11 protein-coding genes and 1 pseudogene are annotated in these 13,924 nt (G+C 71.1%); 1 reads left to right on the top strand and 11 read right to left on the bottom strand.

Features of this window, described 5'->3' with window-relative positions:
- Nucleotides 1-4 precede the first annotated feature (4 nt).
- The 3 genes and pseudogenes from ACFWY6_RS12225 to ACFWY6_RS12215 all read right to left on the bottom strand — a co-directional run bounded on the left by ACFWY6_RS12225 (nt 5) and on the right by ACFWY6_RS12215 (nt 4,173).
- Nucleotides 5-894: pseudogene (locus ACFWY6_RS12225) on the bottom strand (Fpg/Nei family DNA glycosylase).
- Between the two features lie 30 nt (nt 895-924).
- Nucleotides 925-3,006 (bottom strand): SpoIIE family protein phosphatase, encoded by a 2,082-nt coding sequence (locus ACFWY6_RS12220; RefSeq protein ID WP_384688192.1) that lies wholly within the window; start codon nt 3,004-3,006, stop codon nt 925-927.
- A 42-nt stretch (nt 3,007-3,048) separates the two neighbouring features.
- A complete protein-coding gene (locus ACFWY6_RS12215) occupies nt 3,049-4,173 on the bottom strand; it encodes a DUF6777 domain-containing protein (protein ID WP_384688189.1) in 1,125 nt (374 codons plus the stop codon).
- A gap of 180 nt (nt 4,174-4,353) precedes the next feature.
- Here ACFWY6_RS12215 and ACFWY6_RS12210 point away from each other — a divergent pair, with 180 nt between their 5' ends.
- On the top strand, nt 4,354-5,781 hold the full coding sequence (locus ACFWY6_RS12210) for a lipase maturation factor family protein (protein WP_384688187.1): 1,428 nt from the start codon (nt 4,354-4,356) through the stop codon (nt 5,779-5,781).
- On the opposite strand, the gene ACFWY6_RS12205 is transcribed toward ACFWY6_RS12210, so the two are convergent.
- From ACFWY6_RS12205 to ACFWY6_RS12170, 8 genes are read right to left on the bottom strand one after another with little or no spacing between them, the layout of a single operon-like run.
- Nucleotides 5,769-6,647 carry an amidohydrolase family protein gene (locus tag ACFWY6_RS12205; RefSeq protein ID WP_384688185.1) on the bottom strand — a complete coding sequence of 293 codons (879 nt, stop codon included), beginning with the start codon at nt 6,645-6,647 and terminating at the stop codon, nt 5,769-5,771. The two genes, ACFWY6_RS12210 and ACFWY6_RS12205, sit on opposite strands and share 13 nt — an antisense overlap.
- The gene (locus ACFWY6_RS12200) at nt 6,647-6,958 is read right to left on the bottom strand and encodes an L-rhamnose mutarotase (protein WP_384688182.1); all 312 of its coding nucleotides are present in this window, start codon (nt 6,956-6,958) and stop codon (nt 6,647-6,649) included. The genes ACFWY6_RS12205 and ACFWY6_RS12200 overlap by 1 nt, the downstream gene beginning before the upstream one ends.
- Entirely contained in the window at nt 6,955-7,962 is a 1,008-nt protein-coding gene (locus tag ACFWY6_RS12195; protein ID WP_384688179.1) for an aldo/keto reductase, read from the bottom strand. Before ACFWY6_RS12195 ends, ACFWY6_RS12200 begins: the two co-directional genes overlap by 4 nt.
- The gene (locus tag ACFWY6_RS12190; protein ID WP_384688176.1) at nt 7,959-8,714 is read right to left on the bottom strand and encodes an SDR family NAD(P)-dependent oxidoreductase; all 756 of its coding nucleotides are present in this window, start codon (nt 8,712-8,714) and stop codon (nt 7,959-7,961) included. Before ACFWY6_RS12190 ends, ACFWY6_RS12195 begins: the two co-directional genes overlap by 4 nt.
- Nucleotides 8,711-10,081 (bottom strand): L-fuconate dehydratase, encoded by a 1,371-nt coding sequence (locus ACFWY6_RS12185; protein ID WP_384688173.1) that lies wholly within the window; start codon nt 10,079-10,081, stop codon nt 8,711-8,713. The genes ACFWY6_RS12190 and ACFWY6_RS12185 overlap by 4 nt, the downstream gene beginning before the upstream one ends.
- Nucleotides 10,082-10,129: 48 nt before the next feature.
- The gene (locus tag ACFWY6_RS12180; protein WP_384688170.1) at nt 10,130-11,167 is read right to left on the bottom strand and encodes an ABC transporter permease; all 1,038 of its coding nucleotides are present in this window, start codon (nt 11,165-11,167) and stop codon (nt 10,130-10,132) included.
- Nucleotides 11,160-12,767 (bottom strand): sugar ABC transporter ATP-binding protein, encoded by a 1,608-nt coding sequence (locus ACFWY6_RS12175; RefSeq protein ID WP_384688167.1) that lies wholly within the window; start codon nt 12,765-12,767, stop codon nt 11,160-11,162. The genes ACFWY6_RS12180 and ACFWY6_RS12175 overlap by 8 nt, the downstream gene beginning before the upstream one ends.
- Nucleotides 12,768-12,775: 8 nt before the next feature.
- Nucleotides 12,776-13,861 (bottom strand): sugar ABC transporter substrate-binding protein, encoded by a 1,086-nt coding sequence (locus ACFWY6_RS12170; RefSeq protein ID WP_384688164.1) that lies wholly within the window; start codon nt 13,859-13,861, stop codon nt 12,776-12,778.
- Nucleotides 13,862-13,924 lie beyond the last annotated feature (63 nt).

The raw sequence follows: 13,924 nt of genomic DNA, 5'->3' as shown, positions 1-13,924 counted from the left end.
CCCGCTACTTGAGCAACCGTGACATCCGGCGGTCCGCGAGCCGTTTGCCGCCCGTCTGGCAGGTGGGGCAGTACTGCAGCGAGGAGTCACTGAAGGAGACCTCCCGGATGGTGTCGCCGCAGACGGGGCACGGCTCACCCGTGCGGCCGTGGACACGCAGACCTCTCTTCTTCTCCGCCTTGAGCCGGCCCGCCGCGACCTCGCGCGAGCGCTCCACCGCCTCGCTCAGCGTGGTCCGCAGCGCCGCATACAGCCCATGGGTCTCCTCCTTCGTCAGGCTCGAAGCCAGCTTGTACGGGGACATCCGGGCCGCGTGCAGGATCTCGTCGCTCTAGGCGTTCCCGACACCGGCGATCAGGGTCTGGTCCCGCAACGCGCCCTTGATCTGGCGCCGTTCGTCCGCCAGGAGTCCCGCGAAACGGTCCTCGTCGAAGTCGTCGGCAGGGGGTCCCCCTGGTCCTTAAGACCTTGGGGGAGGGTCGGGACCAGACGGGCGATGCCCGGGATCTGCGCCGGATCCTCGGTGACGTACACGGCCAGGCGCTTCTGCGTGCCGGCCTCCGTCAGGTCGAAGCCCTCGCCGGTCTCCAGCGCGACCCGCAGGGCGAGCGGGCCCTTGCCGGGGCGTGGCACGCCGTCGGGCAGCCGGTCCTTCCAGTGCAGCCAGCCGGCGCGGGCGAGATGGGCTACCAGGTGCAGGCCGTTCGCGTCGATGTCGAGGAACCTGCCGTGCCGCGCCACGCCCGTGACGAGCCGGCCTTCGAGAGCGGTGAGCGCGGGGTCGTACGTCTTGAGGACGCTGACCGCGACGGGCAGCACCCGGACGATCTCGTGGCCGACGAGGTGGTCGGTGAGGAAGGCGCGCAGCGCCTCGACCTCGGGGAGTTCCGGGATCCGCTCACTCCTGACCCTGGTCCGGCACCGTCATGCGCTTCCTCGACCCGGGCTGTCCCGCTCGGGCACGATGAACTCGCACCACACGCACTTGCCGGTCCCCCGCGAGTCCACGCCCCACACGTCCGCGAGCATGTCCACCAGGAGCAGACCGCGGCCCGACACCCCCGAATCCCCGGCCTCCCTGCGGCGGGGCAGCGCGCTTGAGGAGTCCTCGACCTCGACGCGAAGGCGCCGGTCGGGGCCGGTCAGGACGCGCAGGGTCACGATCGCCGCGCCGTCGGTGTGCATCAGGGCGTTGGTGATGACCTCGTCGGCGACCAGCTCGACATCGTCGGCGCGGTCCTTGGCCCCCCAGGCGCGGACGGCGGCCCTGATCATGTGCCGGGCCTCGGCGAGCGCCTCCGGATCGCCGGGGCCGACATGCTGCTGGAGGCGGCCTCCGGAGCGCGGCGCGTCGAGGAGGCGGCGGCGCAGGAGAAGGAGTGCCGCGTCGTCGTCGCCGCCCCGCTCGTCGACGATCGAGCAGAGCCGGTCGGCGAGCTCCTGTAGGTCGCGCGGGCCCGAGCAGGCGAGGCCGCCGAGCGCCCGGAGGCCGTCGTCGAGGTCGGCGCCCGGCTCCTCGATGAGACCGTCGGTGAAGAGCAACAGGGTCTGTCCCGCGTCGAGTTCAAGGGTGCTGACAGGGTATTCGAGACCGCCGAACTCGGCGGAGAGGCCCAGCGGGAGCCCACCCTCGACCGGCACCCTGCGGCAGCTCCCGTCGGACTCCTGTAGCAGCGGATCGATGTGCCCGGCCCGCACCAGCTGGACGACGCCCGTCGACAGATCGGCCTCGGCGTAGAGGCAGGTGGCGAAGCGCTCGGTGTCCAGCTCGTGCAGGAAGCCCGAGGCGCGGGCCATGACGGTGGCGGGGGTGTGCCCCTCGGCGGCGTAGGCGCGAAGGACGATGCGCAGCTGACCCATGACGGCGGCGGCGTGTGTGTCATGACCTTGTACGTCGCCGATGACGGCCCCGACCCGGCCGCCGGGCAGCGGGATCACGTCGTACCAGTCGCCGCCGATGTCCCGGCCGAGCGCCGCCGAGCGGTAGCGGACCGCGATCTCGGCGCCCTGGACGCCGGGGATGGTGCGCGGCAGCATCGCCTGCTGGAGGCCCTGGGCGAGGTCCTTCTCCTGCTCGTAGAACATCGCGCGCTGCAGGCTCTGCGCGATGCCGCTGCCCAGGGCGACCAGGACGTTGCGTTCCTCCTCGGTGAAGCCGGTCTTCTCCTGGTAGAGCAGGCCGAGCACGCCGATCGGCCTGGCCTGCGCGATCAGCGGCAGATAGGCGGCCGCGGTGATGCCGAGCTCGTCGATGTGCGGCCACAGCTCCGGGTACGAGGCCGCGAACTCGGCGGCCGTCTCGATGAAGCGCGGCGCGAGCGTGCGCACCACCTCGCTCATCGGATACGGCTCGTCGACACGGCTGAACTTGGTGCCCGGCACGAAGCTGCCCGTCGGCCCCTCCGCGACAAGACGGATCCGGCCGGCCTCGACCAGGCCCATGACGAGGTTCGACGCGCCCAGGTGGGCCAGGCCGTGGGCGTCCTTGAGCACGTCGATGACGTCCCGCACGGTGCGGGCGTGCGCGAGGGCCGCGGTGGTGCCCTGCACGATGCTCGTACGGCGCCGCCGGTCCTCCTCCTCGTCGGCGCGCTCGCGCCGGGCCGTGCTGTCGCCCAGCTCCTGGGTGGCGTCGCGGACGATGCCGACGATGCGGCGCGGGCGGCCCGTCTGGTCGCGTTCGATGTGCCCCTGGGTGTGCGTCCAGCGCAGCCCGCCGTCGCGCAGCCGGATGCGGAAGTAGATGCCGTAGGTCCGGCTGCCGTCCTTGAGCGCGTGCGAGACGTACGCGTCCAGGCGGTGCGCCTCGATCGGCGGAACCCGCACGGCCAGGGTCGCCGGATGGCCGTCGTACTCGTCGGCCCGCAGGTCGAAGACCTCCAGGCCCGCGGCGTCCAGGTGCATCAGGCCGCTGTCGAGGTCCCAGTCGAAGCAGCCTGTCCGGTTGAGCGCCAGGATCGGCCGCGGGTCCGCTGGCCAGCCGTCCGGCAGTGACGTGGGCGTCATGACACTTCATGATTCTTCGCTGTCGGGCCCGAGCGCGCACGCTCAGCTCTCGAAGGCGCCGGGATCGCTGGTCAGCGGGACGTCGGGCAGGGACGGTCCGTCGGGTCCTGTCTCGTCGCCGGGGTCCTGCTGCGCGGACGGGGTGTCGTCCTCCGGTGTGCTGGGCTGGTCCGTCGACGGAGTCGGCGGGGTGGGTGTGGGGCAGCCGGGCGGGGGCGGGGAGGGCGGCTTTGTTCCCGTGGCGGGGCTGGTCGTCCGGCAGTCCGCGGAGGTGGTGCCCGGGTCGGTGGGGGGCTCGCTGCTCTCCGAGTCGCTCGGCGTGGGGGGCGACGTACTCGGCGTCGGCGTGCTCGGGGTCGGGCTGCTCGGCGTCGGTGTCGGGCGCGGCGGGGGCACCCGGTGGTCGTGGTCGCCGTGGTGGTCGCCGGTCTTCCGCTCGATCCAGGTGTTGTTGACGATGTTCACGATGGTGATGTTCGTGATGATCTTCGGTGCCGGCGTCACGACGATCACCTGCGTCGGGCGGTAGCCGGGCCACGGCTTCCCCTGGTGGCTCGGGGTGCCCTGCAGCGCGACGGGCGGCTTCAGCGGGTTCCCGCAGGCGCACCGCACACGCGGCAGTCCGCGGTTGTCGACGAGGACGGCGGTGCCCGTCTGCAGCACCGACTGGTAGCTGGTGGCCTGACCACTGCGGTAGCCGTGGTTCGTGACGCGGGTGTCGGCCCGCAGCACGACGGGGGTCAGGCCGCGCAGGAAGCCGGGGATGTCGGCCTGGGAGATCCCCGACACCTGGGCGAAGGCGCGGGCCTTGCCCTGGTCGGCGGTGAGGAAGCGGACCTGGGCGTCGACGTCGCAGCTGCCGGCGGACTGTGTGCCGCCGTAGAGGCCCGGTGTGCTGCCCGAGTAGGAGCGGGCTCCCTGGTGGGCCGTGGGCGACGACGTTCCGCTCGGTGCGGGCTGCGGCGAACGGGTGACGGGCGAGGGGGTCGCCGTGGACGTGGCGGTGGAGTCGGTGAAGGGGTCGGGGCCCTCGGCGGCGGCGGGCTGCATGAACAGCTCGGACCCGCCGTCGGCGGCGTTCTTCTCGCCTCCGCTTGAGCATCCCGCGACGGCGACGGCCATGGATATCGCGAAGGCCGTCGCATAGGTCCTGGTGGGCACTCGCACCGTGCTCTCCCGCCTGTTTTCGGGCACTTTCCACCCATTCTGTGAGGGCGTCGGGACGTACGCGCAAGCCGAGGGGTGGCAGGCGCCGGGCCCGCGCGGGCAATGGGGTCTCCCCTGCTCGAGCGAAGCCGAGAGCTTGGGGAAGGGTGGCAGGCCCCGGTCCGGGCGCAAAATGGGCTTGTGCAGTGGTTCACGGCAGATCAGTACTGGCTCGCCCGACTCGTCTTCCAGCGGGCACTGGCCGCCGTCTATCTCGTCGCGTTCCTGAGCGCGGTGCTGCAGTTCCGCGCGCTGCTCGGGGAGCGCGGCATGCTGCCGGTGCCGCGCTACGTGGAGCAGGTGCCGTTCCGCCGGGCGCCGAGCCTCTTCCAGCTGCACTACTCGGACCGCTTCTTCGCCGCGGTCTGCTGGGCGGGCTGCGGGTGCGCGGCGGCGCTGGTCGCGGGGGTGGACGGGCTGCTGCCGCTGTGGGGCGGGATGCTCCTCTGGGTCGTGCCCTGGGTGCTCTATCTGTCGATCGTGAACGTGGGGCAGACCTGGTACGCCTTCGGCTGGGAGTCACTGCTCCTGGAGGTGGGCTTCCTCGCCGTCTTCCTCGGCAACGACGAGACCGCTCCCCCGGTCCTTGTGCTGTTCCTGCTGCGCTGGGTGCTGTTCCGTGTCGAGTTCGGGGCCGGGCTGATCAAGATGCGCGGCGACGCCTGCTGGCGCAAGCTCACGTGCCTGTACTTCCACCACGAGACACAGCCGATGCCCGGCCCGCTGAGCTGGTTCTTCCATCACCTGCCGAAGCCGGTCCACCGGATGGAGGTCGCGGCGAACCACTTCACCCAACTCGTCGTCCCTGTCCTGCTGTTCACACCCCAGCCGATCGCGACGGCCGCGGCCTGCCTGATGATCGCCACCCAGCTGTGGCTGGTCCTGTCCGGGAACTTCAGCTGGCTGAACTGGATCACGATCGTGCTCGCCCTGTCGGTCCTGGACTTCGGGGGCGTGGGCGCACCGGCCGATCCGCCCGCCGCCCCGCTCTGGTACGAGGTGGTGGTCATCGCCGCGACCGCGCTGCTCCTCGGCCTGAGTTACCGCCCGGCGCGGAACCTCGTCTCGCGCCGCCAGATCATGAACTACGCCTTCGACCCGCTCCATCTCGTCAACGCCTACGGCGCGTTCGGGAGCATCAGCCGCGTCCGCTTGGAGGTCGCGATCGAAGGCACGGCGGACACCACGCCGCGTCACGACTCGCGTTGGCTGGAGTACGAGTTCAAGGGCAAGCCGGGCGATGTGCGGCGCTGGCCCCGCCAGTTCGCGCCCTACCATCTGCGGCTCGACTGGTTGATGTGGTTCGCCGCGCTCTCCCCCGCCTACGCCCGGCCGTGGTTCGGCCCGCTGGTGGAGCGGCTCCTTGACGGCGACCGGGACACGCTGCGGCTGCTGCGCCGCTCCCCGTTCCCGCCGGACGCGCCGCCCGCGTACATCCGGGCGCGCCTGTACCGCTACCGCTACACGACCTGGCGGGAGCTGCGCGAGACGGGTGCCTGCTGGGAGCGGACGTATGTGCGTGAGTTCATGCCGCCGACGCGGGTCGGCTCGGCGGCTCAGAGGCGGTAGACGCGGGTGGCGGTCCCGGCGAACACGGCGACACGTTCCGCGTCGCTCAGCGAGTCGGTCAACTCCCGTGCCAGGTCGGTGACTTCGCCGTACGAGGCGGCCAGGGTGCAGACGGGCCAGTCGGAGCCGAACATCAGCCGGTCCGGGCCGAAGGCCTCAAGGACGGTGTCGGCGTAAGGCCGCAGATCGTCGACCGTCCAGCTCTTCGGGTCCGCCTCGGTCACCAGGCCGGAGAGTTTGCAGACGGTGTTGGGCAGCTCGGCGAGGGCACGGACGTCGGAGGCCCAGGGTTCCAGGTCACCGGACGCGATCGGCGGCTTGCCCAAGTGGTCGAGCACGAAGGTGAGTTCGGGGTGCTGCCGGGACGCCTCGACGCAGGCGGGCAGTTGATGGGGCAGCACCACGAGGTCGTAGGCGAGACCTCTGTCGGCGATCGCGTTCAGACCGCGGCGTACGTCGGGCCGCAGCAGCCACCGCGGGTCGGGCTCCCCCTGGACCTGGTGCCGGATGCCCACCAGATACTGCCTGCCGGGAAGCTCGCACAGCTCGGCGAGCGCGTCGGCGACATCGGGGCGGGTGAGGTCGGTCCAGCCGACGACACCGGCGACGAGCCCGGGGTCCGCCGCGGCAAGGGCGAGGAGTTCGGGGGTCTCCTCCGCGACGGTGACCGTCTGGACGACGACGGTCGCCGCAACCTTCGCGGCGCGGGCCTCGGGCAGCAGATCGGCCAGGGAGAAGTCCCGGCGGATGGGGGCGAGCGCGTCGCCGGTGATCCAGTCCTGGTCGCGTACGGAGAGGTCCCACACGTGGTGGTGGGCGTCGACCATCCACGCCGCCGGTTCGGCGGTCCACGCCGATTCGCTCATCACAGCTCCCATACGACGGGCAGTCCCGCCTCCGCGCCGTCGGCCGAGTAGTCGTGCACGACATCGAGCAGCTCGCCCATGCGTGCCTGCCAGGCGATGTTGACCGGCAGCTTCTCCAGTTCGGCGAGCATACGGGGGTAGTCGGCGCACTCCAGGACGTGGAAGAGGTCGGTGCCGCTGCGCCAGATCGTCCAGGAGGTGGCGCCCGCCGCGCGGATGGCGACGGTCAGCTCGTCCGGCACCTCGCGGTGGGCGGCGTCGTACTCGGCTACGCGGTCGGCGCGGACCTTGGTGTGCAGGGCGACTCTCACGCGGACTCCTCACGGGGGACGGGAACTTCGGCGGACAGCAGTCCCTCGGCCCTGACGTCCTGCCAGAAGGCGTCGGGCACCGCCCGCGCGAACTGCTCGGCCGCGTCCCGGACTTCGTACGCCGAGCGGGCGCCGACGAGGACGCCGGCGACGGACGGGTGGGCGAGCGGGAAGGCGATGGCGGCGGCGCGCAGGGTGGTGCCGTGCCGTTCGGCCATCGCCTTCAGCCGGAGGGCGCGGTCCAGGAGGCCGGCGGGCGCGGCCGCGTAGTCGTAGGTGGCGCCGGGCCTGGGGTCGGCGAGCAGGCCGGAGTTGAAGACCCCGCCGATCACCACCGCCGTGCCGTGCTTCTGCGCCGCAGGGAGCAGATCGGTGAGCGCGCTCTGGTCGAGGAGTGTGTAGCGGCCCGCGCACAGCACGGCGTCGACGTCCGTGTCGCGGACGAAGCGGGTGAGCATGGCCGTCTGGTTCATGCCGGCGCCGATCGCACCGACGACGCCCTCCGCGCGCAGCCGTTCGAGGGCCGGATAGCCCTCCCGGAAGGCCTGCTCGGCGTGGTCGTCCGGGTCGTGGAGGTAGACGATGTCGACGCGGTCCAGGCCCAGGCGGGTGAGGCTGTTCTCCAGGGAGCGGCGCACGCCGTCCGCGCTGAAGTCCCAGACGCGGCGGTGGGTGGCGGGCACGGCGAAGCCGTTGGCAAGGTCGTCGCCGACCGGCCGCCCCGCCACCGGTTCGAGGATCCGGCCCGCCTTGGTGGAGAGTGCGTACGCGTCACGGGGTCGCGCCCGCAGCGCCTCGCCAAGCCTGCGCTCCGACAGGCCCATGCCGTAGTGCGGCGCGGTGTCGAAGCAGCGGATGCCCGCGTCCCACGCGGCGTCGACCGCCGCGGCCGCCTCCTCGTCGGTGACGGGCGCATAGAGGTTGCCGATGCCGGCGGCGCCGAAGGACAGCTCGGTCACCTCGACGCCGCCGGGTCCCAGGGTGCGCCGCGCGATGCCGCTCACTGGCCCGCCGGCCGCAGTCGCAGGCCCTGCATGCCGCCGTCCACGGCGAGCGCGGTGCCGGTGGTGGCGCCGGAGAGGGGGCTCGCCAAGTAGGCGATGGCTCCCGCGACTTCGTCCGCCGAAACGAGGCGTCCGGTGGGCTGGCGGGCCTGGAGCGCGGCCCGCTCGGCGGCCGGGTCGGGCGCGGCGTCCAGGAGCCTGCCGATCCACGGGGTGTCGACGGTGCCGGGGTTGACGCAGTTGACGCGCACCCCTTCGCGTACGTGGTCGGCGGCCATCGCGAGGGTCAGCGAGAGCACCGCTCCCTTCGACGCCGAGTACAGGGCACGCTGCGGGAGTCCGGCGGTGGCGGCGATGGAGCAGGTGTTGACGATCGCCGCGCGGCCGGAGTCCCTGAGGTGCGGCAGGCAGGCGCGGCTGGTGCGGACGATCCCGAGGACGTTGACGTCAAGGACGGTGTGCCACTGGGCGTCGTCGTTGTCCTCGACCGTCCCCTGGGCGCCGATCCCGGCGTTGTTGACCAGTACGTCGAGTCCGCCGAGGCCGGCCACGGCGGCGGCGACGGCCCCGCGCACCGAAGCGTCGTCCGACACGTCGGCGCGGTGGCCGGTGAGCGGCTTCTCCACGGTGCTCGGGTCGAGGTCGAGCACGGCCACCTGGGCGCCGCGCGCGGCCAGCAGTTCGGCGGTGGCACGGCCGATGCCGGAGGCTCCGCCGGTGACGAGGGCCTTCATCCCCTCGAAGTCGGTCATGCGGCTGCTCCTTTGCCTTGCGGGATGGCGCCTTGGGCGAGTGATCCTTGAGCGAGGTCGGCGGCCCAGAAGGCGCCGTCCGGATAGGTGAACTCCGCGAGCGACTCGGGCCGCATGGTGGCGGAGAAGCCCGGCGCGCCGGGGGCCGCGTAGTGGCCGGCACGCACCACCACCGGGTCGGTGAAGTGTTCGTGGAGGTGGTCGACGTACTCGATGACGCGGTTCTCGGTGGTCCCTGACAACGCCACGTAGTCGAACATCGACAGGTGCTGGACCAGCTCGCACAGGCCCACGCCGCCCGCGTGCGGGCAGACCGGGACGCGGAACTTGGCGGCGAGCAGCAGGATCGCGAGGTTCTCGTTGACGCCGCCGACGCGGGCCGCGTCGATCTGCAGGACGTCGATGGCGCCCGCCTGGAGGAGCTGCTTGAAGACGATGCGGTTCTGTACGTGCTCGCCGGTGGCGACCTTGACGGGGGCGACGGCCTTGCGGATCGCGGCGTGGCCGAGGACGTCGTCGGGGCTGGTGGGCTCCTCCACCCAGTACGGGTCGAACTCGGCGAGGGCGCGGGTCCATTCGACGGCCTCGTCGACGTTCCAGCGCTGGTTGGCGTCGATCGCCATCCGGATGCCGGGCCCGATCGCCTCGCGTGCGGTGCGGCAGCGGCGTATGTCGTCCGCCAGGTCCGCGCCGACCTTCAGCTTGATCTGGGTGAAGCCGTCGGCCACGGCCTGGCGGGCGAGGCGGGTGAGTTTCTCGTCGCTGTAGCCGAGCCAGCCGGGTGAGGTGGTGTAGCCGGGGAAGCCGCGCTCCCGCAGCAGGGCTTCCCTGTCGGCGGCTTCATGGCGGCCCAACTGGAGGAGATCCAGGGCCTCTTGGGGCGATATCGCGTCCGCGATGTAGCGGAAGTCGACCTGCGAGACGAGCCACTCCGGATCGGCGTCCGCGAGGAGCTGCCACAGCGGCTTGTGCGCACGCTTGGCGGCCAGATCCCACAGCGCGTTGACGACGGCCCCGATGGCCATGTGCATCACGCCCTTCTCGGGGCCGAGCCAGCGCAGTTGGCTGTCCCCGACCAGGTCGCGGTTCAACGTCCCCGGATCGGCGCAGAGTTCCTCGACGGACCGGCCGAGCACATGATGGCGCAGCGATGCGATGGCGGCGACCTGGACGTCGTTGCCGCGCCCGATGGTGAAGGTGAAGCCGTGGCCTTCGAGGCCGTCGTCCGCGTCGGTGCGCAGCACCACGTAGGCGGCGGAGTAGTCGGGGTCCGGGTTCATCGCGTCGGATCCGTCCAGTTCCCGTGAGGTCGGAAACCGTACGTCGAAGGTGTCAACCGCGGTGATGCGGGCGGGAGTCGGGGACACAGGAGGCCTTTCCGGAAAGGGGCAAGGAGGCGCTGAACCAGAACGGGGTCAGTCCTGTGCGCGCCCCGTGGTGACGCGCGCGATCATCAGGGCGACCAGGATGATTCCGCCGTAGATGGCCTGGATCCAGAAGGACGGCACCTGGGCGAGGGTGAGCAGGTTCTGGACGACACCGAGCAGCAGTACGCCGGTGAGGGCGCCGAACATGGTGCCCTTGCCGCCGTCGAGGCTGATGCCGCCGATGACCGCGGCCGCGAACACCGTGAAGATCATGTTCTGGCCCTGGTTGGCGTTGATCGCGCCGACGTACCCGGTCTGCATCAGCCCGCCGAGGGCGGCGAGCACACCGGCGACGACGAACACGCCGAGCATCACGCGCTCCACCCGGATACCGGCGGCGCGCGCCGCGTCCGCGTTGCCGCCGATCGCGTACAGCGCACGCCCCACGCGGTGGTACTTGAGGACGAAGCCCGCGATGCCGAAGGCGGCCGCCGCGAGCCACACGGAGAGCGGGATGGTCAGGAAGGTGGAGGTGGCGAGAGTGTAGAAGGCGTCGGGCATGCCGAAGAGCGTCTTGCCCTCGGTGGCACCGACGAGCAGTCCGCGCAGCACGATCAGCATGGCGAGCGTCACGATGAACGCGTTGAGCTTGAGCTTCACCACGAGGATGCCGTTGAAGGCGCCGATGACCGCGCCGACCACGAGGATCGCGAGCAGGGCCACCGCGGCGGGCATCTCGGTGCCGAAGCCGGCCTGCGCGGCGGGCAGCACCAGGAGTGCGCCGACGGCGGGCGCGATGCCGACGACCGACTCCAGGGAGAGGTCGAACTTGCCGGTGATGAGGACCAGCGACTCGGCGAGGACGACCATCGCGAGGGCCGCGGAGGCGCCGAGGATGGAGATGAGGTTGCGCTCGGTGAGGAAGGAGTCGTTGACCAGGGTGCCGAGGAGTATGAGCAGCAACAGGGCTGGAACCAGGGCGAGTTCGCGCGCGCGGCGTAGAAGGATACTCTTCGCCGAGGCGGAATCGACGGAGGTCTTCTGTGCGGGAGTGGCCTGCGCGGCCGGGGCCTTGAGGTCAGCCATGGTGGTCTCCTTGATTTTCGGCTGCGGGCCCGTTGTGGCTGGTCGCGCAGTTCCCCGCGCCCCTGACGGGGCTCGTCACGCCGACCCCCTCGATCGACGCGATCAGGTCGTGGTCGTTGAAACCCGCCGCGTGTTCCGCCACCACCCGGCCGTGGAACAGGACAAGCACCCGGTCGCAGCGGCGCAGGTCGTCGAGTTCGTCGGAGACGACCAGGACGGCCGTGCCGTCCTCCCGGGCGTTGTCCATGCGGGCCAGCAGGGACTCCTTGGACTTCACGTCCACGCCCGCCGTCGGGTTGATGAGGACGAGAAGCCGCGGGTCGGAGGCGAGCGCTCGGGCCATGACGACCTTCTGGGCGTTGCCGCCGGAGAGGTCGGACACGGGCTGATCGGGGCCCTCGGCGTGGATGTCGAGGCGGTCGATCAGCTCCTCGGCGAAGCCGCGCTTGCGTTCGGTGCCGACGAAGCCGTACTTCCCGAGCCGGTCGAGCACGGTCATCGTGGCGTTGTCGCCGATGGACATGCCGAAGACCAGGCCCTGGTCGTGCCGGTCGCGCGGCACACAGCCGACGCCGGCGCGCAGAGTGGCGGTCACATCGCCGAACGGCAGTCGCCTGCCGTCCAGTTGAGCGGTGCCGCCGGTCGGCGTGTGCAGTCCGGCGATGGTCTCCGCCAGGTTGATCTTGCCGCTGCCGCTGGATCCGGCGAGGCCGACGACCTCGCCCTTGCGGACGGTCAGGTCGACGTCCGCGTACGACTCACTCGTGAGGCCTCTGACGTCGAGCATCACCGGGGCGTCGGCGGGGACCTCGGTCCGGGCGACGGACTCCTCGGCCGCGGCCTGCTCCGTCAGGGCCTCGCCCGCCATCGCCTCCACGAGGGCGGCGCGCGGCAGTTCGGCCACGGGCGCGGTGGTGATCCAGCGGGCGTCGCGCAGGACGGTGACGGTCTGGCAGACCTCGTACACCTCTTGGAGGTGGTGCGAGATGAAGAGGAAGGTGACGCCGGATTCCTGCAGTGCCCGCATCCGCGTGAAGAGCCGCTCGATCTCGCGGTTGTCGAGCTGCGCGGTCGGCTCGTCGAGGACGATGAAGCGGGCGCCGAAGCTCAACGCCCGTGCGATCTCCACCATTTGGCGGTCCTCGACCTTGAGGTCGGCGGTGCGCGCGTCCGGGTCGACGCGCACGTCCCAGGTGTCGAGGACCTGCGCCGCCTCCACCCGCAGCCTGCGCCAGCTGATGAAGCCGCCGCGGCCCTCGGGCTGCCGGTTGATGAAGAGGTTCTCGGCGACGGTCAGATCGGGGACGACGGTCGGCTTCTGGTAGACGCAGGCGACCTTGCGGCGCCAGGCGTCGCGGTCGGCGAGCGGCGGCGCGGGCTCGCCGTCGAAGCGGACGGTGCCCGCGTCCGGGGCCTGCAGTCCGGTGAGGACGGTGACCAGGGTGGACTTGCCCGCGCCGTTGCGGCCGACGAGGGCGTGGGACTCGCCGGGCAGGACGGTGAGACGGCCGTCCTGCAGGGCGACGGTGGGTCCGTACCGCTTGACGATGCCGCTCGCCTCGACGAGCGGCGTCGGCCCCGTCGTGGGGGGCTTGCTCATCGGCGTACTCATTTGACCGTGTTGCCCCAGAGCTTGGAGTCGTCCACGTTCTCCTTGGTGACCAGGGGTGCGGGCAGCTGGTCCTCGAGGATGCCGCTGGGCAGCTTCACGATCGTGGAGTCGTGGTCGGTCGGCCCCGGCTTGAACTTCTTTCCGTTCATCGCGGCCTTGATGTAGTACATGCCGTACTTGGCGTAGGCGTCGGCGGGCTGCGAGACGGTCGCGTCGATCTGGCCCTTGCGGATGGCGTCGAACTCCTGCGGGATGCCGTCGTTGGAGACGACGGTGATGTGGCCCTTCTCGCCCGTCTTCTTGAGCATCTTCTTGGACTTGAGGGTCTGCAGGGTGGGCGCGAGATAGACGCCGCCCGCCTGCAGGTAGATGCCCTTGATGTCGGGGTTGGAGTTGAGCAGCGTGTCCAGCTTGGAGGCCGCCGTGTCGGACTCCCACTTGGCGGGGATCTCCAGGACCTTCAGCTTGGGGTACTTCTTCTTCACGCAGGTGCGGAACGCCTCGGAGCGCTCACGGCCGTTGACCGAGGCGAGGTCTCCCATGATCTGGACGACCTTGCCGGTCTTCACCTGCTTGCCGAGGTATGCGCAGGCCTTCTCGCCGTACGCGACGTTGTTGGCCCGCACCACCATCGCGACCTTGCCCTTCTCGGGGGCGACGTCGACGGCGACCACGGGCACGCCCTTGCGCTCGGCCTGGTCGAGTCCCGCGGAGATGGCGGCGCTGTCGAGGGGCGCGACGACGAGGCCCTTGACCCCTTGATTCAGCTGGTTGTTGATGTCGGTGATCTGCTGCGACGGGTCGCTGTTGGAGTTGACGGTCTTCATCGCGTCGACGTCCTCGGACTTCGCCATCTTCGGCACGTAGTCGTTGTACGACTGCCAGAACGGCGAGGTCAGCAGGGGCAGGATCACGCCGACCTTGCCCTCGCCGCCGCCTCCCCCGCCACCGCCGGACGCGGTGTCCTTGGTGCTGCCGCACGCCGTGAGCACGAGGGACGCGCAGGCGGCCGCTGCGGCGATCCGCACCGCCCGCGAAGTCCCCAAGCTGCTGGGCCTGTTGCGAACTGTTCTGCCGGCCATCTGACGGCTCCTCATCGAGCGTGATCGGACGAAGTCCTTGCGAGTCCTGGCGACTGATGGGCG

The organism is Streptomyces sp. NPDC059037 (assembly GCF_042740015.1).
Classification (GTDB): domain Bacteria; phylum Actinomycetota; class Actinomycetes; order Streptomycetales; family Streptomycetaceae; genus Streptomyces.
This window is presented reverse-complemented; position numbering and strand designations above follow the sequence as displayed.

Coding starts and splice junctions, on each gene's coding strand:
- ACFWY6_RS12220 (WP_384688192.1), bottom strand. CDS start 3,006: ATGACGCCCACGTCACTGCCGGACGGCTGGCCAGCGGACCCGCGGCCG.
- ACFWY6_RS12205 (WP_384688185.1), bottom strand. CDS start 6,647: ATGAGCGAATCGGCGTGGACCGCCGAACCGGCGGCGTGGATGGTCGAC.
- ACFWY6_RS12190 (WP_384688176.1), bottom strand. CDS start 8,714: ATGACCGACTTCGAGGGGATGAAGGCCCTCGTCACCGGCGGAGCCTCC.
- ACFWY6_RS12180 (WP_384688170.1), bottom strand. CDS start 11,167: ATGGCTGACCTCAAGGCCCCGGCCGCGCAGGCCACTCCCGCACAGAAG.
- ACFWY6_RS12175 (WP_384688167.1), bottom strand. CDS start 12,767: ATGAGCAAGCCCCCCACGACGGGGCCGACGCCGCTCGTCGAGGCGAGC.
- ACFWY6_RS12170 (WP_384688164.1), bottom strand. CDS start 13,861: ATGGCCGGCAGAACAGTTCGCAACAGGCCCAGCAGCTTGGGGACTTCG.